Origin of the sequence: Comamonas sp. A7-5, assembly GCF_039581385.1 — a bacterium.
GTDB classification, from domain to species: domain Bacteria; phylum Pseudomonadota; class Gammaproteobacteria; order Burkholderiales; family Burkholderiaceae_C; genus Comamonas; species Comamonas thiooxydans.
Genome location: NZ_JBCPWO010000021.1, coordinates 1 through 23,805, shown reverse-complemented (window position 1 = coordinate 23,805; position 23,805 = coordinate 1). Strand labels below are relative to the sequence as shown.

Sequence of the window (23,805 nt, the reverse complement as noted above, 5' to 3'; positions counted from 1 at the left end):
GCTGCGGGAGGATCTTCAGGCGTGTGCGGGGTGTTTGCTGAAGACCTGGAGACGAATCTCGTTGGCCATTTCGGTGAACACGGGATCGGCCAGGGTGGCCATGCTGCGCGGGCGTGCCAGCGGCACATCGATGATGTCGGCCACACGGCCCGGGCGGGCGCTCATGACCACGATGCGGTCGGACAGCAGCAAGGCCTCCTGGATGGAGTGGGTCACAAAGACCACGGTCTTGGGGCGCTCGTTCCAGATGCGCAACAGCTCCAGGCTCATTTCGTCGCGGGTGAGTGCGTCCAGCGCCGAAAAGGGCTCGTCCATCAGCAGGATGTCCGGGTCATGCAGCAAGGAGCGTGCAATCGCGACGCGCTGCTGCATGCCGCCCGAGAGTTCGTGGGGCCGCTTGTGGCCAAAGTCTCTGAGGCCGATCATCTCCAGCAACTGTTGGGCGCGGGCCTCTTCCTTCATTTCCACATGGCCGTATTTGTGGCGCATGGGAAAGGTGATGTTGTCCAGCACCGAGAGCCAGGGCAGCAGCGTGGGCTTCTGGAACACCATGCCGATCTCGTCGCGTGGTTCGGTCACGGGCAGATCGAAGATGCGTACCTCGCCGCTGCTGGGGCGGATCAGGCCCGCAATCAGGCGCAGTATGGTGGACTTGCCGCAGCCTGAGGGGCCGATCAGCGAGACGAATTCGTGGCGGCGCAGATGCAGGTCCACGCCCTGAAGGGCCGTGACAGGGCTGCCATCGCTGGAGACAAAGGTCTGGGTGACCGCGTTCAGATCGATTACGTATTGCATGGCAGGCGATCAAGGAAAGAACAGGGGCGGGAGCGCGAGGGCGGCGCAGCGACGCCCTCGCATCGGATTTACTGGCTCAGAAAGCGGCGGTCCACCAGCGTTTCCGGGTCGACCTTCTTGAGGTCGTAACTCATGGACTGGGCCACCCAGCCCCAGGTGGCAGCCAGCAGCCGGGGCTCGAATTTGCCAAGGCCGTCGCGCTGGCTGATCTCGTTCCTGAGCAGCGGGATGGAGGCTTCAAATTCGGCCTTGACCACGGCAGTGTCGGCCTCGGGCACCTGGGCCTTCAGCGACTCGGCCGCCTTTTGCGGGTTCTGGATGGAGAACTCCAGCGACTTGCCCAGTGCCCGCACATAGCGCTTGAGCACTTCGGGGCGCTCCTTGATGGTCTTGTCGCTGGCCATGACGGACCAGCCATAGCCGTCCAGACCGAACTGCGTCCAGGGCAGGACCGACAGTTCCTTGCTGGCCTGCTTGAGCACGGCGCCGAAAGCTGGAGCCACGGTCACCCAGTTGATGGTCGCGTCCACGCGGCCCTGGGCCAGCATGGGTGCCAGCGTCGCCGGGTCCGACTTGATGACCTTGATCTTGCTGGCGTCCACGCCGTTCTTCTGCAGCACTATGGGCCACAGGGCATTCGACGAGGAGAAGGTGGGCATGGCCACCGTCTTGCCTTCCATGTCCTTGAGGCTCCTGATCTTGCTGTCGGTGCGCGTGAAAAGCGCATCGGGCTGTTTGGAATACAGCGACATCACGGCCTTGACGGGAATCCTGCCTTCGGCAGCGGCCATCATCAGCGCCGAGATGCCGCCAAAACCCACATCGGCAGAGCCAGAGGCCACCTTGGTCACGGCATCGGCCGAGCCTCGGCCGGGAACAATCTTCACGTCCAGGCCTTCGTCCTTGAAAAAGCCTTGCTGCACGCCGGCATAGACAAAGGACTTGTCGCCACCGGGCAGCCAGTCGAGCTGTACCGTGAGCTTGTCGGCTGCCTGGGCCGCTGCGCCACAGGCGACGAGCATGGCGAAAAGGGCGGAGCGTTTGAAGTAGGTAGCGGGGCGCGTCATGAATAACTCCTGAAGAATGCGAGTTTTGGGTAATTGGTTGCTATACATTGATGAGCGGCATGCGCAAGCTCATAAACGGTTTTGATTGAATTTCATCCAAAACCGGCAGCAAGGTATCGCTCAGGGCCTGAGGGCAGGCCAGCTGTGGCACATGGCCGCAGTCGAGGCTGATGCGCCTGGCGCCCGGCGTGAGCTGCTGCATGCGCTGCTGCAGCGGCAGCGTCACGGAGCGGTCCTGGCGACATTCCACATAGATACGTGGCACCCGGCCAAAACGCTCTGCGCTGAGCCGGTTCACCATGGCCCGGCCCGTTTCGGGCTGGACGCAGAGACGGCTGGCCGCTTTGAGCGCTGCGGTCGGAGGGCAGTCATGCAGGAACAAAGCCATGGCGGCTTCCAGCGGCACGCTGCTGGCATTGCGCTGCTCGTTCCAGGCCAGATGCGGGCCTATGCCCTGGTAGTCAAAGCCCGGATCGGCGGCGCGGCATTGTGCGATCACATCGCCATAGCTCATGCCGCTGGGCAGCATCATTCCGGCCAGGTAGACCAGGGCGCTGACCCGCTCGGGGGCGGCCTGGGCGACCTGAGACGCCGTCATGCCGCCACCGCTGTGACCGACCACCACGGCAGGGCCGTCCAGCGATTCCAGCACGCGCAGCACATGGGCGGTGTAGCCGTCGAGATTGGCGCAGCTGTCGTCTTCGGCGGCGGCATCGTTGCCAGGCAGATTGACGGCAAGCACCTTCCAGCCTCGGGCCTGCAGCAGCGGCGTCCAGGCCGCAAAAGCCCAGCTGCCTTGCCAGGCCCCGTGGATCAGCACCATATTGCGTGAGCTTGTCATCGTGGTCTCCGTCAACCGTAGGTGCGGCGATAGCATTCGATCTGATGCTGCTCCACCGTGACGGCCGGGTATCTGGGCTGCTCGCCATCGTCCAGGCAGGTGGGAATGCATTCCACCTTGTGCAGCGGGTTGCCCGTGAAGAAAAAGGGCACGGAATAGCGTTCGCGACCCGAGACATTGATGACCCGGTGCAAGGTGGAGACATAGCGGTCGTTGGTCCAGCGTGCGAACAGATCGCCGATGTTGACGACGAAGGCGCCGGGCACGGGGGGCGCGTCGATCCAGCTGCCGAGATCCTTGTCCCAGACCTGCAGGCCGCCGGCCTCGTCCTGCAGCAGCAAGGTCACGCCACCGAAGTCAGTGTGCTCGCCGCAGCCTTTCTCGCCGGGCTCAGGGTTGGCAGGCTGGGGCGGGTAATGCAGCAGGCGCAGGGTCGCGGCGGCCTCCTTGAGATAGCCGTCGAAGTGGCTGACCGGCACGCCCAGCGACAAGGCTAGGCCGCGCACAATGGTCGCGCCCAGGCCGTAGGCGGCCTGGTAATAGTTCTGCATCACGGCGCGGAAGTCGGGCAGGGTTTCGGGCCATTGGTTGGGGCCGGTATTGAAGCGGCCGGCCAGCACGCGCGCATCGTTGGCCGCGACCTCGGCGCCGGCGTAAAAGCTTTCCTTGAGATCGGGTGGTGCGCCGCTCTCCAGCGTCTGGGCGCGCAGCGGCTCATAGCCGCGATTGCAGCGGGAGAGCTTTTTGTCCACGGCCAGCTTTTCGGTCATGGGCAGGTCAAAGAAGCGCTGGCTGGCGGCAAACAGGCTGCTGATCAGCGCCGGGTCTATGCCATGGCCGGTGATATAGAAGAAGCCGCGCTGTTCGCAAGCCTGGCGCAGTTGCTCGGCCACCAGATGCTGATCCACAGGGTCATGGCTGTGCAGGCCGCTGATGTCGATGAGGGGGAGGGCAGAGATGCTCACAAATGGCGTCCAGAAACTGAAGAACTGGAGTCAGTTTAGAAAGCGCAGCCCGTGCTGGATAGCGCAGCTTTTGCTGCGGGGTGATCTAAAAATGTGAGCGCTAATCGCTGATGGGTAAAGTGTTGCACGGCATTGGTGCATTCGCAAAAAGCGATGCGCACAATGCCGGTGCAGTCATGGATCGGGGCGCTCTCAGCTCCTGGCGGAAGCCGCCGCAGCGGAGGTCTGCGTGCGGGCCACCCATTCACGCAGGGCGACGCTTTCCTCGTCCTCGCGGCTTTCTATGGCATCGGCCGCGATGCGGTTGAAGGCGTCGAGTGCCGATGGCAGCGTGCGTCCTGCACGCACATAGACGCCGAGTTCGGAGTACAGCGTGGTGGGCGTATCCAGCGGCACATGGACCAGCCTGCCTTCGCGCAGCTCGCGCTCCAGTCCCAGCCTGCTCTGGAAGAAAATACCCACGCCGCGTTCGGCAAGACTCTTGGCCAGCTCGATGGACGAGGTTTCCAGCAACACCTGCAATGCACGCTTGTGGTGCGCCAGCAAGGGCTGCAGCAAGTCGTGCATGGAGAGTTCGGGCGTTGGCAGAATCAGCGGAAAGGCCGCGCATTGCGCAAAGTCCACGCGCTCCAGCTGGGCAATCGGGTGCTTGGGCGGCACGATGGCACCCAGCGCAAAGCGGCCCATGGTGCATTGGCGCAGATTGTCGTGGCGCTTGACGGAAAAGCCTATGCCCACGTCCGCATCGCCCTGAATCACGGCCTGCGCCGCCTGCTGGGAGCCGCAGGTGCGCACATGAATCTGAATCGTGGGGTAGCGTCTGTGCATCTGCGTGAGCACGGCCGGCATCAGGTCGGCGTTCAGGCCTTCCACGGCGGCCACGCTGACCGAGCCGCGACGCACGCCGCGCAGCAGCTCCAGCTCGGTGCTGAGGCGGTGCTCGTCCTGCAGCACCGTGATCACATGGCGCGAAAAAACTTCGCCGGCGGCCGTGAGCCGCAGGCCCGAGCTCAGGCGCTCGAACAGCGGGCTGCCGATTTCGTCCTCAAGCTGCAGCAACTGGCGGTTGACTGCCGACGAGGCCACATGCAGATGGCGCGCGGCTTCGCGTATGGAGCCGCAGCGGCGAATCATGTCGAAATAGCGAATGGAGCGGGCGTGAATATGCATGCAGCCGGAGGCAGCATATGCCGTGCCAGTTCGCTGGATGGCCGTCTACTGTGGCGCGCTCGCCGCCTTGGCGCGCTGGGCACGGGCCTTGAGATCGACATCGTCCTCGCGTCCGGTGGGCCAGCCTTGCATATGCCGCTGGGCAATATCGCTGAGTGCGGTGATCCAGGGCGCACTGTCGTTGAGGCAGTCTATGTACTCGAACTGCTGGCCGCCCGCATGCAAAAAGGCTTCACGCGCTTCCTGCTTGATTTCCTCCAGCGTCTCCAGGCAGTCGCTGGTAAAGCCGGGGCAGACCACGTCGACGCGCCGGGTACCAGCCTGGGCCATGGCAATCAGCGAGGGCTCGGTATAGGGTTCCAGCCATTTGGCCTTACCAAAGCGCGACTGGAAGGTCACCAGATACTGTTCGTTGCCGAGCTTGAGCCGCTCGGCCAGCAGGCGTGCCGTCTTGTGCGATTCGCAGTGATAGGGGTCGCCCAGATGCAGCGTACGCTCTGGCACACCATGAAAGCTCATGACCAGCTTGTCCCCGCGACCGTGGCCGCGCCAGTGGGCTTCTATGCGCTGTGCCAGCGCTTCGATATAGCCGGCATCGTCGTGGTAGCGGTTGACGAAACGCAGCTCGGGAATATGGCGCTGGGTCCTGGCCCAGTCGTAGACGGCGTCGAACACGCTGGCCGTGGTCGTGCCCGAGTACTGGGGGTACAGCGGCAGGATCAGGATGCGCGTCACGCCGTCTTTCTTGAGTGCATCCAGCTGGGCCGCAATGGACGGCGTGCCGTAGCGCATGGCTGGCAGCACCAGCACATTGTGGCCGCGCTCGCCCAGCCAGCCGCGCAGCAAAGTGGCCTGGCGCGTGGTCCAGTGCAGCAGCGGGGAGCCGTCCTTTTCATGCCAGACGGTGGCGTACTTGGCGGCCGACTTGGCCGGACGGGTGCGCAGGATGATGCCGTGCAGAATCGGCCACCAGGCGAGCTTGGGAATCTCGACCACGCGATCGTCACCGAGAAACTCCGCCAGATAAGGGCGCACTGCTGCAGCCGTGGGGGCGGCCGGGGTGCCCAGATTGCACAGCAGGATGCCGGTGCGTGCGGATTGGTCGTGACGGAAGCTGGGTTCGGGCGCAAAGCGTGATGGCATGGCGCAATTGTGTCAGCTAATCGGATAGGCGCAGCCGCTCTGCGGCATTAGCCGGGCCGCTATTCTTCGGGGTATGCAACCCCAAGACACCACAGCCCCTGCCATTGAAACTCTTCAGCGTCTGCGCCACAGTGGCCAGATTCGCGCCATCAGTCTGGATCTGGACGACACGCTCTGGCCCATCTGGCCCACGATTGCCAAGGCTGAGGCCGTTTTGCTGCAGTGGCTCGCGCAGCATGCTCCCGGTACGGCCGAGCACCTGGGCGATACGGACAAGGTGCGTGCCTTGCGTCATGAAATCGTGGGGCTGCGCCCGGATCTGAAAGCTGACCTCAGCGGCCTGCGCCGCGAGTCCATCCGGCTGGCGCTGAGTCGCGCCGGTGACGATCCCGCCCTGGCCGAACCGGCCTTTGACGAGTTCTTTGCCGCTCGCCAGCGGGTCGAGCTGTTTGACGATGCCTTGCCGGCGCTGCAGTTTCTCTCGCAGCGCTGGCCCGTGGTGGCCCTGTCCAATGGCAATGCGAATGTGCATGTGGTGGGTATCGGCGAGCATTTTCGCGCCTCGCTGTCTGCCAGCGGAGCCGGCATGGCCAAGCCCGAGACGCGTTTTTTTCAGGCCGCAGCGGATGCGGCCGGCGTCGCCCCCGAGCATGTGCTGCACATCGGCGACGATGCGGAGCTGGATGCCCGGGGCGCCATGGATGCGGGTATGCACGCAGTCTGGCTCAACCGCGGGCAGGTAGCATGGCCTTGCGTGGGACCTGAACCCCACGTCACAGTCGCCAGCCTTTGGCAGTTGTGTCAGGGGCTGGCAGATCGTTGACCGGGACGAGCGGGAGCAGTGCGGGTCAGCGAACAAGGACCGCCTATGCCTACCTGTCTGTCTGCCTGTCTTCTCACGCCGCCTCCGCTGGCACCTGTGCGAACCATTGCCTGGAGCCGGCCTATGGTGTGGCTGTCCAGAGCCTTGCAGGACATTTCTAACGCTCCGTTAATCAGTCTGGCGCATGGTCTGGCCTTGATCCTGATCGGTGCAGCAATCCTGACCCTGGGGCACAATCGCTTCTGGTTGATGGCAGGGGCCTTGTCGGGCTTTCTGGTGGTGGGGCCTCTGGTGGCCACCAGCCTCTATGCCGTCAGCCGGGCCATAGAGCGCGGTGAGGTGGCAGACTGGGGTCTGATCCGCCGCACCTGGACGCAATGGCAGAGCTGCCATGCCACGGGCCGGGGAGGGTACTGGTGCATGGTCAGGTTCGGCGCCTTGCTGGCGCTGGCAGCCACGGGCTGGGTGCTGATTTCGGCATCGCTGATCACCGTGATGTCGCCCGTGCGCGTGCAAACCCTGCAGGATTTCATTGTGCATGTGGTGCTGGCCAGGGATGGTCAGCTGTTTGTGCAATGGATGGCTTTGGGCAGCTTTCTGGCTGCTCCGATTTTTGCGTCCAGCGTGGTGGCCATGCCGCTGATGCTGGACAGGCGAGTGACCGTGCGCCAGGCCGTGTTGACCAGTTGGTCCGTGGTGCTGGCCAACCCTGGCCCTATGGCCTTGTGGGCGGCGCTGATTGTGATGTTGACTTTGCTGGGCCTTGGCAGCTATCTGCTGGGGCTGGTGGTTGTGATGCCCCTGCTGGGCCATGCCAGCTGGCACGCCTATCGAGACCTGGTGGATGCCTCTGCATTCCCCGCCAGAGATGAAGCGATAGTGCCTGCCGTCTGAGCGCTGCGCGACCAGGGCCTGGCAAAGGCTGTAAGGACCTGGTTGTCGTGATATTCGGATATACGGAAGAACAGCTTGCCCACTTTTTCCTGACCTGGGGTGTGGGTGCCTTCATCTTGTTCATGGTGTTCATCATCCTGCAGCTGGCGCGTCAGTCCAAGGCAGGCAAGTTCGGCACCTTTGTGATCTTTCTGGGCCTGGGCGTGGGCTTTGTAGGCTATCTCGCCAAGATCATCATCCAGTGGTGGATAGAGAGCCGCTGAGCTGATACATGGGGCGGCGCTGACCGGCTCACTACTTGAGCAAGGTCCGCCCCGCAGAGAGAACCTAGCCCCCTTCCGAAAAGAAGGGGGAAGAAGCGGTGTCTCAGTGGGTTAACCCGGTTTCACCTGTGCGCGCTTGAGCACTTTTTGCCAGCGGTTCTGCTCGGTGGCGATGAACTGGGCAAACTGCTCCGGCGTGCTGCCAATGGGCTCGGCCGCATCGCCTTGCAAGCGTTTGAGTGCATCGGGCGCCTTGACGGCCTTGCCGCACTCTGCAGCCAGCTTGTCTACATGGGCGCGAGGCATGCTGGAAGGGGCCAGCATGCCGTACCACTGGGTCATTTCAAAGCCCGAAAAGCCCTGTTCGGCCACCGTGGGCACATCGGGCAATTGCGGCAGGCGCCTGGTCGAACCGGTGGCGATGCAGCGCACCTTGCCGGCCTTGATGAAGGGCAGCAGCGCGGCGGCGCCAACCGAGGCAGCATCAAGGCGGCCCGAGAGCAGGTCGGTCATCATGGGGCCGGTGCCGCGGTAGGGCACGTGGAGCATGAAGATGTCGGCCGTCATTTTCAGGTATTCGAATGCCAGATGCCCCGCGCTGCCGTTGCCGGCCGAGCCATAGCTGAGCTTGCCGGGGTTCTTCTTGGCATAGGCCACCAGATCTGCAATGTTCTTGACGGGCAGATCGGGGTGCACCACATAGAGGCTGGGCACCTTGGCCAGCAGGCTCACAGGCACAAAGTCCTTTTTGGGGTCCCAGGGCAGCTTGTCAAAAATATAAGGGTTGACGGCCAGGGTACCGATATGGCCGAGGATGACCGTGCTCTGGTCATCGGCGCGAGCCACCTCCTGCATGGCGATATTGCCCGCGGCGCCGGGCTTGTTGTCCACGAATACGTTCTGGCCTATGGTCTTGGACAGCTCTGCGGCGGTGGAGCGGGCCACGATTTCAGAGCTGCCGCCAGGCGCAAACGGCACGACAAAGCGAATCGGACGGTTGGGCCAGCTGTCATCGGCAGCGCGGGCCATGCCGGGCAGCAGGCCGCTGCAGGCCAGGGCTCCGGCGCCGGTCAGCAGATGGCGGCGCGAGATGCTCAGAACTTCGCGAGTGGACTTGTCGAATGTGGATGCCATGTTGTCTCCGTTGCTTTTGGCTTTATGCGGCTGAGAGATTGCCTCTCAAGCCATGGTTGCAACTGTGGCTGTCAAATCGCTGTCAAACCTGGTGCAGCAGGACTATCCAGGCATCAGGATTGTGCTGATAGGGTTTGCGCTAGAGCTACTCAGTCCTACTCCTTGCGGACCACTTGCTCGGCTGCCTCGAGTGCGCAACGCACCGCACCTTCCAGCGTCGCTGGATAGGGCCCGTTCACATAGTCGCCGCAAGCCCAGAGGCCATGGCCCAGCTCCAAGCCAGGGCGCTTCACGCCGGGCCGGCAGGCAAATGTGGCGCGCTTTTCAACCACGGTCAGCACCGCTTGAATGTCCTGCCAGCCCAGCTGTTGCCGGGCTTGTTCCAGCACCTGCTGCTCCAGGGCTTGGCGGTCCGTGCGGCAGTCGCTGATGACAAACGCCATCAGACCTTGCTGGGCGCCATCGGAGGGCTGCAGATGACCGCGGTCAAACACAAATTGGGCAGGAGCCTGGGCGTCGGGTCGCAATGCAAGCCAGGGATGTTCAGGCGCAAGGCCCTGGCCGGTGCGGGCATAGACCGTGGCAATGGCCGTGTGCTCCAGCGCCTGCGCGGTCTGTGCCCAGTGTTGGTAAGCCACCGCGTCGCGCGCGGGCAGGCGCTGGTCTTCGGCCGCCAGCAGGGCCAGGCGGGCGGCTTCCTGAGGTGAGCAGGCCAGCAGCACGGCATCGAAGCGCGATTGCTCAAGCGCTGGTCTCAGTGCCGCATTGGATGTACGCAGCAGCCATTGCCGGCCATGGGGAATTAGCTCCTGAATCCGACTTGCAGTATGTACCGCATGTCCGCGGCCTTGCAGCCATTGCGCAGCCGGATTCGGAAACAGATCACCGAGTCCGTAGCGCGGAAGCAGAAAATGCGAGCCGCCCGTACCCGCGAACAGCGCGTCATGTAGCACGCGCAGGAAGATGCTGCCACTTGCCTGTGAGGCCGGCAGGTTGAGGGCCGACACGCACAGCGGCTCGATGAATTCGTCGAGCAGGCGCTTTGGCAGACCGCTGCAGATATCAGCAACGGTTGCAGCCTCTGCGCAGCGAAAGCCCTGAACGTGCCAGCGCAGGGCGCGCCCCAGCAGGGCGGCACGTTCGCGCAGTGACCAGCCGTTGGCGCTGGCAATGCCGATCAAGGCGTCCAGCGGCGCCGGCAGGTCGGGGAAGGACAGGCCGTTGCCATCGGCGTAACGCATGGTAAGTGGTTTGCGCAGCAGGGCTTGCTCCGGCGTCGCGCCCACGATGCGCATGAGCCGCAGGCATTCGGCATAGGCGCCAATCAGAATGTGCTGGCCGTTGTCGGCGATGGTGCCGCCCGGCAGTTCCAGATTGCGGGCCCGGCCACCCAGTTGACGACCGGCCTCGAAAACCGTGGGCTGATGGCCGTCTAGCGAAAGCTGTACAGAGGCAGCCATGCCGGCCCAGCCGCCACCGATGATGGCAACTTCCATGGCGCGCTTACATGCGACCCAGCGCCTGCATCTTCCAGACCAGCCAGAACTTGCGCAGTGGCGTGAGACTGATGCGCTGGTGCAGTACCTGGAAGTTCTCGGACTCGATTTCGCGCAGCAGGGTGCGATAGATGCTTGCCATCATCAGGCCGGGCTTTTGTGCGTGGCGGTCGGCATCGGGCAGCAGGCCAAGCGCCTTGTCATACAGGCTGTGGGCACGCTCGGCCTGAAAGCGCATCAGGGCCGTGAAGCGTTCCGAGTACTCGCGCTTGTTGATCTCGTGGGCCTTGACATCGAACTGCTGAAGCTCGCTGATAGGCAGGTAGATGCGCCCGCGCATGGCGTCTTCGCCCACGTCGCGGATGATGTTGGTCAGCTGCAGGGCCTGGCCCAGGGTGTGGGCGTATTCGGTGGTGCGCTCCTCGGTCTGCCCGAAGATGCGGGCGGCAACCTCGCCGACCACGCCGGCGACCAGATGGCAGTAGCGCTGCAGACCGGCAAAGTCCAGGTAGCGGGTCTGATCCAGATCCATCTGGCAGCCTTCAATGACGGCCTGCAGATGGCGCTCTTCGATGCCATAGGTCTTGGCGTGGGGCATCAGTGCCTGCATCACGGGATGAGCGGACTGGCTGGTGAATGCCCTGTGTACCTCGGTCTTCCACCATGCCAGCTTGGTGGCTGCCACGCCAGGGTCCGTGACCTCGTCAACCACGTCATCCACTTCGCGGCAGAAGGCATAGAAAGCCGTGATGGCGGCGCGGCGCTCCTTGGGCAAGAAGAGAAAGGCGTAATAGAAGCTGCTGCCCGAAGAGGCGGCTTTGTCTTGGACGTACTGATCCGGATTCATAGGGGGAGCATTGTCCCATGACGCGGGCGGTTGGCCGACACAACAGTGAAATGCGCGGCATGCGCCTAGTCATACTTCAAATTCAATAGCGCCTTGCATAGGCCCATTAATGGGATAGGGGCTATCTATTCGCTCACATGCGCACGGCTTGCCAGAGCATGGCGACCATGTCGAGCTTGCCCAGTTTGATGCGTTGATAGAGGTTGCGGCCTTGCATGGCGTCCAGTCTGTCCAGAATGCGCAGACCGCCTTGCACGACCAGGCGCAGCTCCCAGCCCGTGCGGCCGGGCAACTGATGCACCAGGGGCGCTCCATGGTGCATGATGCTGCGGGCCTGGCGGTTGAGTTCGCCGAGCAGAGACTGCAGCTCGGGTGTCAATGCCGCTGCCTCCGGCTTGATGGCACTTCGCACAATGCCATGGCGGGCCAGGTCGGCATCCGGCAGGTAATGGCGCTGGCGCGGCAAGTCCTGGCTCAGGTCCTGCCAGAAGTTGATGAGTTGCAGGGCGGTGCAGATGGCGTCGCTCTGAATCAGTGCCTTGGCGTTGACCACGCCATACAGGTGCAGCAGCAGGCGGCCGACCGGGTTGGCCGAGCGGCGGCAGTAATCCAGCAAATGGGCCATGTCGGTGTAGCGGGTCTGGGCGGCCGTCATGCGCACATCCTGCTCGAAGGCACTGAGCAAGTCGGCCAGCAATGGCTTGGGCAGACCATGGGCCTGGACCTGGACTGCCAGCGGGCCAAAGACATGCGGCCAGGCGGTGCGCATCAGCATGGCGGCTTCGCCGGAGCAGCCCAACTGCTGCAAATCTGCGCCATATTGCTGCAGCTGTGCGATGCGCTGCTCGGTGCCGTGCTGGCCCTCGTCGGCCAGATCGTCGGCGGTGCGCGCAAAGTGGTAGATGGCGGCGATGGGCGCACGCAGTCGTGGCGGGCACAGCCAGGAGGCGACAGGGAAATTTTCGTAGTGGTTGATGCTGGCCGGCGCGTTGGCGGCGGGGCTCGCTGGGGGCATATGGTTCACGCCCGTATTGTGGACCGGGTGGACTTGCCGGCTGGCGGCAGCCCATAAAAAGACGGCGCAAAAGCGCACGTGCGTGCACAATCAGCGCTGACTTGGGTGCAGCGGCCTGCCCGGCAGCTGCGCTTTTCCTATTTTTACAAGCCCAGAACACCATGGCTGTTTCGTCTTCTCGTCGTTTTGCAATGTTGTCTTTGCCGCGCCGGCCTGCCGCGCCCTTGGCTGCGCTGTCCATAGTGGCGGCTGCCGTCATGCTGTCGGCCTGCTCCAAGAAAGAGGCCGCGCCCGAGCCGGTGCGCGCAGTCAAGCTGGTGACCGTGGGTGAGGGGCAGATCGAGTCTGCTCAGCAATATTCGGGCGATGTGCGGGCCCGTGTCGAATCTCGCCTCGGCTTTCGCGTGGCGGGCAAGATCACAAGGCGCGAAGTGGAACTGGGTCAGCATGTGAAGGCTGGACAGGTATTGGCGCGACTGGATGCGCGCGATTACCAGCTCAGCGCCGATGCCGCGCGTGCCCAGCTTGCCTCGGCTACCACGCAGCGCGATCTGGCCGAGGCCAATGCCAGGCGTTTTCGCACGCTGCGCGCCCAGAACTTCATCAGCGCCGCAGAGATGGAGCGCTATGAGGCCAATCTGAAGGCGGCCCAGGCCTCGCTCGATCAGGCCCGTGCCCAGCTCTCGAGCCAGTCCAATCAGGAGAACTACACCCAGTTGCTGGCTGATGCCGATGGCGTGGTCACCGCCGTGGAGGCTGAACCCGGTCAGGTGGTTGCGGTCGGCACGCCCGTGGTGAGGATTGCCCAGGACGGCGCGCGCGATGCGGTGTTCAGCGTGCCCGAAGACCGGCGCAGCGCCATCAAGCCGGGCCAGGGTGTGAAGGTGCGTCCCTGGTCGGACGAGTCGCGCGTGATCAACGCACAGGTGCGTGAGGTGGCGGCCAGTGCCGACCCGGCCACACGCACCTATGTGGTCAAGGCTGCGCTGCAGGGCGCGGACCTGCCTTCATTGGGCGCGACCGTGCATGTCATGCCCGAGGGCATGGGCGTCAGCGGCGAAGCCATAGGCAGCCAGGTCATCAAGCTGCCAACCACGGCCTTGCGCCAGGAGGGGGGTAACGGTCAGGGTACGGCCGTCTGGCTGTATGACGCGGCCAGCAGTTCGGTGAAGCTGCAGCCGGTGCAGATTGCCAGCGCCGACGGCAACGAGGCGGTGATTGCCTCGGGTCTGCAAGCCGGCATGCAGGTGGTGGCCACAGGCGTCCACGTGCTGACCCCCGGGCAGAAGGTGACGGTATATCGCGATAAGTATGCCAAGTCGCTGCAGGGTTCTGCATCAAATCAGCCGAAAACGCAGGCGGGCAAAGCGCAGGATGCTCATGAATCAGGTGTGGGTCAGCCTGCGGTGGCTGCGGAGGCGGGCAAATGAGCGGCGCTGGACACAAAAAGACCAGTGGCGCGCATTTCAATCTTTCCCGCTGGGCGCTCGATCATGTGGCGCTGACACGCTATTTCATTGTCGTGCTGATGCTGCTGGGCTTTACGGCCTTCTTCCAGCTGGGCCAGGACGAGGATCCTCCGTTCACCTTTCGCGCCATGGTCATTCGCACCTACTGGCCCGGCGCGACTGCCGAGCAGGTGGCTCAGCAGGTGACGGACAAGATCGAGCGCACGCTGCAGGAAGTGCCTTATGCCGACAAGATCAGCAGTTACTCAAAGCCTGGCGAGTCGCAGGTCATCTTCCAGGTCAAGGACTATTCGCCCCCCAAGGAGGTACCGCAGCTCTGGTATACGGTGCGCAAAAAAGTGGGGGATATGCGCTACACCCTGCCGCAGGGCGTTCAGGGACCGTTCTTCAACGACGATTTCGGCGATGTCTATGGCGTGATCTATGCGCTGCAGGCCAAGGGCTTCAGCTATGCCGAGCTCAAGACCCTGGCCGACGATGTGCGTCAGCAACTGCTGCAGGTGCCCGATGTGGCCAAGGTCGAGCAGTTCGGCGTGCAGGACGAAAAGGTCTATGTGGAGCTGTCGCACCGCGCCACGCAGATGGGGCTGAACCTCAAGCAGGTGCTCGATCAGCTCAACCAGCAAAATGCCGTGGCATCGGCCGGTATCTTGCAGACGCCAGCCGAAACCATTGTGTTGCGTGTGCAAGGCCAGTTCAACGATCTGGAGCAACTGCGTGCCATGCCCATCATCGGCCAGGGCGGAGCGCAGTTCAGGCTGGGCGATATCGCCGAGGTGCATCGCGGCTATGCTGACCCGGCCAATGTCATGGTGCGCTTTCAGGGCGAGCCTACGGTGGCCCTGGGGGTGTCCATGGTCAAGGGCGGCGACATCATTGCGCTGGGCAAGGCGCTGACGCAGGCAACGGAGCGCATCGCCAAAAGCCTGCCCGTGGGCGTGACGCTGAGCAATATGCAGAACCAGCCCAAGGCGGTGGCGGATTCGGTCAGCGAGTTTCTCCAGGTGCTGATCGAGGCAGTGGTCGTGGTGCTTGCCGTGAGCTTTCTGAGCCTGGGCCTGCACAAGCGCCCGGGGCAGCATCCGCTGTGGAAGCGCTGGTATATCGACCCGCGCCCCGGACTGGTGGTGGGCATCACCATTCCGCTGGTGCTCGCCGCAACCTTCCTGGCCATGTGGTACTGGAATATCGGTCTGCACAAGGTGTCGCTGGGCTCGCTCATCATTGCGCTGGGTTTGCTGGTGGACGACGCCATCATTGCCGTGGAGATGATGGTGCGCAAGATGGAGGAGGGCTACGACAAGTACCGTGCCGCCACCTTTGCCTATGAAATCACCTCCAAGCCCATGCTGACCGGCACGCTGATCACGGCAGCGGGCTTTCTGCCCATCGGCATGGCCAAATCCATGACGGGCGAATACACCTTCGCCATCTTCGCGGTCACGGTGATTGCGCTGGTGCTCAGCTGGTTTGCCTCGGTGTATTTTGTGCCTTATCTGGGCCTGCTGCTGCTCAAGAAGCCGCCGCATGCCGCCAAGCTGCCGCCCGAAGTGGCATCCGGTGAGGTGTCGGCCGAAGAAGCAGGCATCAACACCAATGCAGGTGAACATGAGCTGTTCGATACGCCGTTCTACAACCGTTTTCGCCGCACGGTGAACTGGTGTGTGCAGCACCGCTGGCTGACGATTGGCGCGACGGTGCTGGTGTTCGTGCTGGGTCTGGCGGGCATGGGCAAGGTGCAGCAGCAGTTCTTCCCAGATTCCAGCCGCCCCGAAGTGCTGGTCGATATATGGTTCCCCGAGGGCACGTCCTTGCAGGCCAACAAGGAAGTGACGCTGCGCGTGGAAAAGCGCTTTTTGCAGCTCGACGGAGTGGAGTCTGTCAGCGAGTGGATAGGCTCCGGAGCACCGCGCTTCTATCTGCCGCTGGACCAGGTGTTTCCGCAGAACAACGTCTCACAGTTCATTCTGGTGGCCAAAGACCTGAAGGCGCGCGAGGAAATCCGTAGGCAGTTGCCGGCGCTGATGGCCGAGGAATTCCCCGAGGTGCGGGCGCGCTCCAAGCTGCTGCCCAACGGGCCGCCCGTGCAATATCCGGTGCAGTTCCGTATCATGGGCTCGGACCCCGCCAAGCTGCGCACCTACGCCGATGAAGTCAAGGCGCTCATGCAGGCCAATGCCGATATGCGTGGCGTGAACGATAACTGGAATGAGTCCGTCAAGGTCATTCGCCTGCAGGTCGATCAGGACAAGGCGCGCGCCCTGGGTGTGACCAGTCAGTCGATCGCCGAAGCCACGGGCATGAACTTCAGCGGCACCACAGTGGGGCAGTTTCGTGAAGGCGACAAGCTGATCGATATCGTGATGCGCCCGCCCAAGCAGGACCGCGATGCGATTACCGATATCGCAGGTGTCTATGTCACCACGGCAAACGGGCAGTCCGTTCCGCTCACGCAGATAGCCAAGCCCGTCATGGTCTGGGAGCCGGGTGTGATGTGGCGCGAAAAGCGCAATTTCGCGATTACCGTTCAAGGCGATGTGCGCGAAGGCCTGCAAGGTGCAACGCTGACCAACGAGCTGTTGCCGCAGTTGCGCAAGATGGAGGCTGGCTGGCATGCTGCGGGCGACACAGGCTATCGCATCGAAGTGGCCGGTGCCGTGGAGGAAAGTTCCAAGGGGTCGGGTGCCATCGTGGCAGGAGTCCCGGTGCTGCTTTTCCTGACCTTCACCCTGCTGATGTTGCAGTTGCGCAGCGTCAGCCGTTCGCTGCTGGTGTTTATCACCGGCCCGCTGGGCATCCCTGGTGTGGCTGCGGCCTTGCTGCTGCTGAATCGCCCCTTTGGCTTTGTGGCTCTGCTGGGCGTTGTGGCCTTGATGGGCATGATTCAGCGCAATTCGGTCATCCTGATCGATCAGATCGAGAGCGGACGTGCCCAGGGCGTGCCGGCATGGGATGCGATTGTGGAAGCTGCCGTGCATCGCCTGCGCCCCATCGTGCTGACTGCAGCGGCTGCCGTACTGGCGATGATTCCGCTGTCGCGCAGCGTGTTCTGGGGCCCCATGGCTGTGGCCATCATGGGCGGTCTGATTGTGGCGACCGTGCTGACCCTGCTGGCCTTGCCCGCCATGTATGCGGCGGCTTTCCGCATCAGAAAGGACACGGCCTGAGCCTGTTCTGAAAGAAAGACCGCCAATTTTGCGGCTAGAATCTGCGTCTTGACCTCAGTAAGCGTAAATTTGCGCATTGCTGACCGCGCGGGTGGCGAAATTGGTAGACGCACCAGGTTTAGGTCCTGACGGTGGCAACACCGTGCCGGTTCGAGTCCGGCTCCGCGCACCAGACATTGGCAGTCCCTGCTGCCTCAAGCCCGTAACCCCAAGCCGTTACGGGCTTTTTCTTTTCCTGCCCTGCTTTGCAGGCGCGGCGTCAGCTTTTAAGGCAAACCCCTGTAGGGCGATGGCGGAGCCTGCGCGGCGCCTCGTTATAATGGTCGGCTTCGCCTGTTCCTGATTTGAGCAAATGCCTGGCGCCAGACGCTGGGGCAAATGACCGGGGCAGGCTCTGGAAATTTGTGGTGCCGCATGTCGTTGGGTATGCGCGCACTGTGACTTTGCGCAATACGGTGCGGGTTGCTTGGCAATCTGCACGGTCCTCATCCCTCTTAGGAAAAATCATGGCCGTTAACGTTGAAACTCTTGAAAAGCTCGAGCGCAAGATCACGCTGAGCGTGCCCCTGTCTGCGATCCAGTCTGAAGTTGATGCTCGCCTGAAGAAGGTGGCGCGCACCGTGAAGATGGACGGCTTCCGTCCTGGCAAGGTGCCCATGAGCGTTGTGGCTCAGCGTTATGGCTACTCCGTGCAATATGAAGTGCTGAACGACAAGGTGGGCGAGGCTTTTGCCGCTGCCGTGAACGAAGCCGATCTGCGCGTTGCCGGTCAGCCCAAGATCACCGAGAAGGAAGGCGCTGCCGAAGGCGAAGCGCAATTCGAAGCTGTGTTCGAAGTCATGCCCGAAGTCAAGATCGGCGACCTGACTGCTGCCGAAGTGGAAAAGCTGACCACCAGCGTGGACGACGCAGCCATCGACAAGACCGTGGACATTCTGCGCAAGCAGCGTCGCACCTTCACCGAGCGCGCTGCCGGTGAAGCCGCTGTGGACGGCGACCGCGTGACTGTGGACTTCGAAGGCAAGATCGACGGCGAGACTTTCTCCGGCGGCAAGGCTGAAGACTTCCAGTTCCTGGTCGGCGAAGGCCAGATGCTCAAGGAATTCGAAGACGCAACCCGCGGCATGAAGGCTGGCGAGTCCAAGACTTTCCCCCTGGCTTTCCCTGCTGACTACCACGGTGCCGATGTGGCCGGCAAGACTGCCGACTTCCTGGTGACCGTCAAGAAGGTGGAAGCTCCCAACCTGCCCGAAGTGAACGAAGAGTTCGTCAAGACTCTGGGCGTGGAAGGCGGCTCTGTTGAAGCCCTGCGCGACGACATCAAGAAGAACCTGGAGCGCGAAGTGAAGTTCCGCGTTCAAGGCCGCAACAAGCAAGCCGTGATGGACGCTCTGGTGTCCGTGGCCGAGCTGGATCTGCCCAAGGCTTCCGTGCAGGCTGAAGTGGGCCGTCTGCTGGAAGGCGCGCGCGCCGAACTGGAACAGCGCGGCATCAAGGACGCAGCCAAGGCTGAAATCCCTGAAGACATCTTCCTGCCCCAAGCCGAGCGTCGCGTGCGTCTGGGCCTGGTGGTGGCCGAGCTGGTCAAGACCAACAACCTGCAAGCCACTGCCGAGCAGATCAAGGCTCATGTCGAAGAGCTGGCTTCCAGCTACGAGAAGCCCGAAGACGTGGTGCGCTGGTACTTCGGCGACCGCAACCGTCTGGCCGAAGTGGAGGCCGTTGTGATCGAAAACAACGTCACCGATTTCGTTCTGGCCAAGGCCAAGGTCACCGACAAGGCCGTTTCCTTCGACGAGCTGATGGGTCAGGCCTAAGGGCTGAACCTTTTATCGGTGCTTGCCCTAGGCAAGTTCCGATAACTTGAATTGCGGGGCTTGTGCTTTTGCGCGCAAGCCCCATTTTCTTTTCAGAATGCGGCTACAGTAGGCGCATAGCACTGGAGAAAACATGAGCGCATTGGATACATTGGGTTTGGGCATGGTGCCCATGGTCATTGAACAGTCGGGTCGCGGTGAGCGCTCCTATGACATTTATTCGCGTCTGCTCAAGGAGCGCGTGATTTTCCTGGTGGGCGAGGTTAACGATCAGACCGCCAACCTGGTGGTAGCCCAGTTGTTGTTCCTGGAAAGCGAAAATCCTGACAAGGACATTTCCTTCTATATCAACTCCCCCGGCGGCAGCGTGACGGCAGGCATGGCGATTTTTGACACCATGAACTTCATCAAGCCTGATGTCTCGACGCTGTGCACCGGCATGGCGGCGAGCATGGGCGCTTTCCTGCTGTCGGCCGGAGCCAAGGGCAAGCGCTATGCACTGCCCAATGCTCAGGTCATGATTCACCAGCCTCTGGGCGGTGCACGTGGTCAGGCGACCGAAATCGAAATTCATGCCCGCGAAATCATCAAGACCCGCGAGCGCCTGAACAAAATACTCGCCGAGCGTACCGGTCAGCCCCTGGAAAAGATTCAGAACGACACCGAGCGCGACTATTTCCTTTCCGCCGATGAGGCTAAGGAATACGGCCTGGTTGACCAGGTAATCAGCAAGCGTTCCTGAAATGCATAGCACCGAGTCCCATGTCTGATTGGGATTGCAGGTGCTGGCAATGAAAAACCTGGGAGTTGCTGACTGGCTCCCGGGACTTGCTCGGCGGCGTTTGTCCCTGATGGCCTACGCCGCCTTGTCTTTGGTTATCATTAATTTTCGTTTTTTCGTAACGAGGCACAGCCCCCATGGCCGATAAAAAAGGCTCTTCCACCGAAAAGAATTTGTATTGCACCTTCTGCGGCAAAAGCCAGCACGAGGTCAAGAAGCTGATCGCCGGCCCGTCCGTGTTCATCTGCGACGAGTGCATCGACTTGTGCAATGAGATCATTCGCGACGAACAGCCTGCCGCCGATGCCAAGGAAGGTCGCGGCGATCTGCCTACGCCCGCCGAAATCAAGGCCAATCTCGACAACTATGTGATCGGTCAGGAGCAGGCCAAGCGCACGCTGGCCGTGGCGGTCTACAACCACTACAAGCGCCTGAATCACAAGGACAAGGCAGGCAAGGACGATGTGGAGCTCAGCAAGAGCAATATCTTGCTGATCGGTCCCACGGGTTCGGGCAAGACCTTGCTGGCCCAAACGCTGGCGCGTCAGCTCAATGTGCCATTCGTGATGGCCGATGCCACCACGCTGACCGAGGCTGGCTATGTGGGCGAGGACGTCGAGAACATCATTCAGAAGCTGCTGCAAAGCTGTGAGTACGACGTCGAGCGTGCTCAGCGTGGCATTGTCTACATTGATGAAATCGACAAGATCTCCCGGAAGTCGGACAACCCCAGCATCACGCGCGACGTATCGGGCGAGGGCGTGCAGCAGGCGCTGCTCAAGCTGATCGAAGGCACGATGGCCAGCATTCCTCCCCAGGGTGGACGCAAGCATCCGAACCAGGACTTTCTGCAGATCGACACCACCAATATCCTGTTCATCTGCAGCGGCGCGTTCGCGGGACTGGAGAAAGTCATCGAGAACCGCACCGAGGCTTCGGGCATAGGCTTTGGCGCTACCGTCAAGAGCAAGAAGCAGCGCTCCATCTCGGAGATGTTCCTCGAGATCGAGCCTGAGGATCTGATCAAGTTCGGCATCATTCCCGAGCTGGTTGGGCGTATGCCCGTGGTGACGGCGCTGGCCGAACTCAGCGAAGACGCACTGGTACAGATCCTGACCGAGCCCAAGAATGCGCTGGTCAAGCAGTACAGCAAGCTGCTGGCCATGGAGGGTGTGGAGTTGGAGATACGCCCCGCGGCCCTGAAGGCGATCGCCCGCAAGGCCCTGGCTCGCAAGACCGGTGCCCGTGGCCTGCGCTCCATCGTCGAGCAGGCACTGATCAGCACCATGTTCGAGTTGCCAACCGCCGAGAATGTGGAAAAGGTAGTGGTGGAAGAAGCCACCATTGAAGACGGCAAGGAGCCGCTGCTGGTTTACCGCGAAGCGGCCAAAAAGGCCTGATACTGTGCTTGCGTGCAAGGCGGGCCCTCCAATGGGCTCGCTTTGTCGCCTGCGGCTGAAAGGCAATGCCCCTGAGGCGGCAAAAACAATTTGCCCCCAGGGGTTGAAATACACCGGTAAGCGGACCATCTTCCGCTGAGAAACCGAGGATACCTATGTCTGGACAAACCCCTTTGCCTTCTACCGAGCTGGACCTGCCACTGCTGCCGCTGCGCGATGTGGTGGTGTTTCCGCATATGGTGATTCCGCTGTTCGTGGGGCGAGCCAAGAGCATCAAGGCTCTGGAGCTGGCCATGGAAGGCGACCGCCGCATCATGCTGGTGGCGCAGAAGACGGCCTCCAAGGACGAGCCTGCAGCGGAAGACATGTTTGATGTGGGCTGTGTCTCCACCATCTTGCAGATGCTCAAGCTGCCCGACGGCACCGTGAAGGTGCTGGTGGAAGGCCAGCAGCGCGCGCTGGTCAAGCAGGTTGCCGACGAAGAGTCTCACTTCACGGCATCTGTGACGCCTGTGGAGCCCGAAGGCGATGCCCATGAGCAAAGCGAAATCGAAGCGTTGCGCCGTGCCGTGACCCAGCAGTTTGACCAGTACGTCAAACTCAACAAGAAAATTCCTCAGGAAATCCTGACTTCGATCGCCAGCATCGATGATGCCGGTCGTCTGACCGACACCATTGCGGCGCACCTGCCTCTAAAGCTCGAGAGCAAGCAGGCGGTGCTGGATCTGGTGGACATCAAGGAGCGTCTGGAAAACCTGTTCGAGCAACTCGAGCGCGAGGTTGACATCCTCAACGTCGACAAGCGCATCCGTGGTCGCGTCAAGCGCCAGATGGAGAAAAATCAGCGCGACTTCTATCTGAATGAGCAGGTCAAGGCCATCCAGAAGGAGCTGGGCGAGGGTGAAGATGGTGCCGACATCGAGGAGATCGAGAAAAAGATCAAGCTCGCCAAGATGCCTGCCGATGCTCGCAAAAAGGCTGAGGCCGAGCTCAAGAAGCTCAAGCTGATGTCGCCCATGTCGGCTGAAGCTTCGGTGGTGCGCAACTACATCGAAGTGCTGACTGGACTGCCCTGGAGCAAGAAGACCAAGATCAAGCACAATCTGGCGAATGCCGAGGAAGTGCTGAACGAAGATCACTTCGGCCTGGAAAAGGTCAAGGACCGCATTCTCGAGTATCTTGCCGTGCAGCAGCGTGTGGACAAGGTCAAGGCGCCCATTCTGTGTCTGGTGGGTCCTCCCGGCGTGGGCAAGACCTCGCTGGGTCAGTCCATTGCCAAGGCCACAGGTCGCAAGTACGTGCGCATGGCGCTGGGCGGCATGCGAGACGAGGCGGAAATTCGCGGTCACCGCCGTACCTATATCGGCGCCATGCCCGGCAAGGTGCTGCAGAGCCTGGAGAAGGTCGGTACGCGCAATCCCCTGTTCCTGCTGGACGAAATCGACAAGCTGGGCATGGACTTCCGTGGCGATCCTTCGAGCGCGCTGCTGGAAGTGCTGGACCCCGAACAGAACAACAAGTTTGGTGACCACTACGTGGAGGTCGACTTCGACCTGTCCGACGTGATGTTTGTGGCGACCTCCAACTCCATGAACATTCCTTCGGCCTTGCTGGATCGCATGGAGGTGATTCGTCTGTCGGGCTATACCGAAGACGAAAAGACCAATATTGCCATCCGCTATCTGCTGCCCAAGCAGATCACCAACAACGGCGTGAAGGACGGCGAGCTGGAAGTGACCGAAGCCGCGATTCGTGACATCGTGCGCTACTACACCCGCGAAGCGGGCGTGCGTTCGCTTGAGCGCGAGCTGTCCAAGATTTGCCGCAAGGTGGTCAAGGGCTTGCAACTTGGCAAGCTTCAGCCCAAGGTGGAGGTGAATGCCGACAACCTCAATGAATATCTGGGCGTGCGCAAGTTCAGCTATGGCCGTGCCGAGCATGCCAATCAGGTGGGGCAGGTTGTGGGTCTGGCCTGGACCGAAGTCGGCGGCGATCTGCTGACCATCGAAGCCGCCACCATGCCAGGCAAGGGTGTCATTACGCGCACAGGCTCTCTGGGCGATGTGATGAAGGAGTCGGTCGAAGCTGCTCGCACCGTGGTGCGCAGCCGCGCTCGTCTGCTTGGCATCAAGGATGAAGCCTTCGAGAAAAAGGACATTCATGTGCATGTGCCTGACGGCGCTACGCCCAAGGATGGCCCCAGCGCCGGTGCAGCGATGACGACAGCTTTTGTCTCGGCTCTCACTGGCATTCCCGTGCGAGCTGATGTGGCCATGACCGGTGAAATCACCTTGCGCGGTGAAGTCACGGCGATCGGCGGCCTCAAGGAAAAGCTGCTGGCTGCTCTGCGTGGTGGCATCAAGACCGTGCTCATTCCTGAAGAGAATGCCAAGGATTTGCAGGACATTCCCGATAATGTGAAGAGCGGTCTGGAAATCGTTCCTGTGAAATGGATCGATCAGGTTCTCAAGGTGGCGCTGGAGCGCGTGCCGGATCCTTTGACTGAGGAAGCTGTAGCTGCCGTGGCGTCCACCGATGCCAAGCCAGTAGAGGCGGCCATCAAGCATTGATGCTTGTTTGTGAAAATTGTGGCGTTTTTTCTGGGAGGGCTCAGAACTGCGCTACAATTCATCCATCGCAGCAAACAACGTTGTACAATGTTGGGCTTCGGTAGATATGCGGGAATAGCTCAGTTGGTAGAGCGATACCTTGCCAAGG

19 protein-coding genes and 1 tRNA gene are annotated in these 23,805 nt (G+C 61.9%); 10 read left to right on the top strand and 10 right to left on the bottom strand.

From position 1 onward, the window contains the following. Positions 1-15: 15 nt before the first annotated feature. The 6 genes from AAIL67_RS22825 to hemH all read right to left on the bottom strand — a co-directional run bounded on the left by AAIL67_RS22825 (position 16) and on the right by hemH (position 5,981). A complete protein-coding gene (locus tag AAIL67_RS22825; RefSeq protein WP_003078463.1) occupies positions 16-795 on the bottom strand; it encodes an ABC transporter ATP-binding protein in 780 nt (259 codons plus the stop codon). A gap of 68 nt (positions 796-863) precedes the next feature. Next, positions 864-1,862, bottom strand: coding sequence for an ABC transporter substrate-binding protein (locus AAIL67_RS22820; protein WP_034357982.1), 999 nt, complete (start codon positions 1,860-1,862; stop codon positions 864-866). A 40-nt stretch (positions 1,863-1,902) separates the two neighbouring features. Then, positions 1,903-2,703 carry an alpha/beta hydrolase gene (locus AAIL67_RS22815; RefSeq protein WP_034392762.1) on the bottom strand — a complete coding sequence of 267 codons (801 nt, stop codon included), beginning with the start codon at positions 2,701-2,703 and terminating at the stop codon, positions 1,903-1,905. 11 nt (positions 2,704-2,714) lie between these two features. Further along, positions 2,715-3,668, bottom strand: coding sequence for a 2-oxoglutarate and iron-dependent oxygenase domain-containing protein (locus tag AAIL67_RS22810; protein ID WP_343485181.1), 954 nt, complete (start codon positions 3,666-3,668; stop codon positions 2,715-2,717). Positions 3,669-3,860: 192 nt separating this feature from the next. Next, positions 3,861-4,838, bottom strand: a complete 978-nt coding sequence (locus AAIL67_RS22805) for a LysR family transcriptional regulator (protein WP_045840430.1) — start codon at positions 4,836-4,838, stop codon at positions 3,861-3,863. Positions 4,839-4,883: 45 nt separating this feature from the next. Continuing rightward, positions 4,884-5,981: a ferrochelatase gene (gene hemH / locus AAIL67_RS22800; protein ID WP_343485180.1), complete on the bottom strand. Its 1,098-nt coding sequence runs from the start codon at positions 5,979-5,981 to the stop codon at positions 4,884-4,886. Positions 5,982-6,054: 73 nt separating this feature from the next. On the opposite strand from hemH, the gene AAIL67_RS22795 reads away from it, so the two are divergent. The 3 genes from AAIL67_RS22795 to AAIL67_RS22785 are packed head-to-tail and all read left to right on the top strand — an operon-like array spanning position 6,055 to position 7,961. After that, positions 6,055-6,804 carry an HAD family hydrolase gene (locus AAIL67_RS22795; RefSeq protein ID WP_343485179.1) on the top strand — a complete coding sequence of 250 codons (750 nt, stop codon included), beginning with the start codon at positions 6,055-6,057 and terminating at the stop codon, positions 6,802-6,804. 45 nt (positions 6,805-6,849) lie between these two features. Next, positions 6,850-7,698 (top strand): DUF2189 domain-containing protein, encoded by an 849-nt coding sequence (locus AAIL67_RS22790; RefSeq protein ID WP_034358000.1) that lies wholly within the window; start codon positions 6,850-6,852, stop codon positions 7,696-7,698. Between the two features lie 47 nt (positions 7,699-7,745). Further along, the gene (locus AAIL67_RS22785) at positions 7,746-7,961 is read left to right on the top strand and encodes a DUF2788 domain-containing protein (protein WP_003068886.1); all 216 of its coding nucleotides are present in this window, start codon (positions 7,746-7,748) and stop codon (positions 7,959-7,961) included. A 111-nt stretch (positions 7,962-8,072) separates the two neighbouring features. On the opposite strand, the gene AAIL67_RS22780 is transcribed toward AAIL67_RS22785, so the two are convergent. The 4 genes from AAIL67_RS22780 to hpnC form a co-directional block, all read right to left on the bottom strand. Then, entirely contained in the window at positions 8,073-9,095 is a 1,023-nt protein-coding gene (locus AAIL67_RS22780; RefSeq protein ID WP_343485178.1) for a tripartite tricarboxylate transporter substrate binding protein, read from the bottom strand. 155 nt (positions 9,096-9,250) lie between these two features. Beyond that, positions 9,251-10,591 carry a hydroxysqualene dehydroxylase HpnE gene (gene hpnE, locus AAIL67_RS22775; protein ID WP_343485177.1) on the bottom strand — a complete coding sequence of 447 codons (1,341 nt, stop codon included), beginning with the start codon at positions 10,589-10,591 and terminating at the stop codon, positions 9,251-9,253. Positions 10,592-10,598: 7 nt separating this feature from the next. Then, positions 10,599-11,438, bottom strand: coding sequence for a presqualene diphosphate synthase HpnD (hpnD, locus tag AAIL67_RS22770; RefSeq protein ID WP_034358010.1), 840 nt, complete (start codon positions 11,436-11,438; stop codon positions 10,599-10,601). Positions 11,439-11,571: 133 nt separating this feature from the next. Further along, positions 11,572-12,453, bottom strand: a complete 882-nt coding sequence (gene hpnC / locus AAIL67_RS22765; protein ID WP_343485176.1) for a squalene synthase HpnC — start codon at positions 12,451-12,453, stop codon at positions 11,572-11,574. Between the two features lie 191 nt (positions 12,454-12,644). On the opposite strand from hpnC, the gene AAIL67_RS22760 reads away from it, so the two are divergent. The 7 genes from AAIL67_RS22760 (at position 12,645) to lon (ending at position 23,657) form a co-directional block, all read left to right on the top strand. Then, complete coding sequence (locus AAIL67_RS22760; RefSeq protein ID WP_343485203.1) at positions 12,645-13,883, top strand: efflux RND transporter periplasmic adaptor subunit; 1,239 nt, start codon at positions 12,645-12,647, stop codon at positions 13,881-13,883. Further along, on the top strand, positions 13,880-17,089 hold the full coding sequence (locus AAIL67_RS22755; protein ID WP_343485175.1) for an efflux RND transporter permease subunit: 3,210 nt from the start codon (positions 13,880-13,882) through the stop codon (positions 17,087-17,089). Before AAIL67_RS22760 ends, AAIL67_RS22755 begins: the two co-directional genes overlap by 4 nt. A gap of 85 nt (positions 17,090-17,174) precedes the next feature. Continuing rightward, positions 17,175-17,261, top strand: a tRNA-Leu gene (locus tag AAIL67_RS22750). Between the two features lie 334 nt (positions 17,262-17,595). After that, on the top strand, positions 17,596-18,906 hold the full coding sequence (gene tig / locus AAIL67_RS22745; RefSeq protein ID WP_045840434.1) for a trigger factor: 1,311 nt from the start codon (positions 17,596-17,598) through the stop codon (positions 18,904-18,906). 133 nt (positions 18,907-19,039) lie between these two features. Further along, positions 19,040-19,648 carry an ATP-dependent Clp endopeptidase proteolytic subunit ClpP gene (gene clpP, locus AAIL67_RS22740; protein WP_003068910.1) on the top strand — a complete coding sequence of 203 codons (609 nt, stop codon included), beginning with the start codon at positions 19,040-19,042 and terminating at the stop codon, positions 19,646-19,648. A 176-nt stretch (positions 19,649-19,824) separates the two neighbouring features. Next, positions 19,825-21,087 carry an ATP-dependent Clp protease ATP-binding subunit ClpX gene (gene clpX, locus AAIL67_RS22735; RefSeq protein ID WP_012837449.1) on the top strand — a complete coding sequence of 421 codons (1,263 nt, stop codon included), beginning with the start codon at positions 19,825-19,827 and terminating at the stop codon, positions 21,085-21,087. Positions 21,088-21,242: 155 nt separating this feature from the next. Next, positions 21,243-23,657 carry an endopeptidase La gene (lon, locus tag AAIL67_RS22730; protein ID WP_034360129.1) on the top strand — a complete coding sequence of 805 codons (2,415 nt, stop codon included), beginning with the start codon at positions 21,243-21,245 and terminating at the stop codon, positions 23,655-23,657. Positions 23,658-23,805 lie beyond the last annotated feature (148 nt).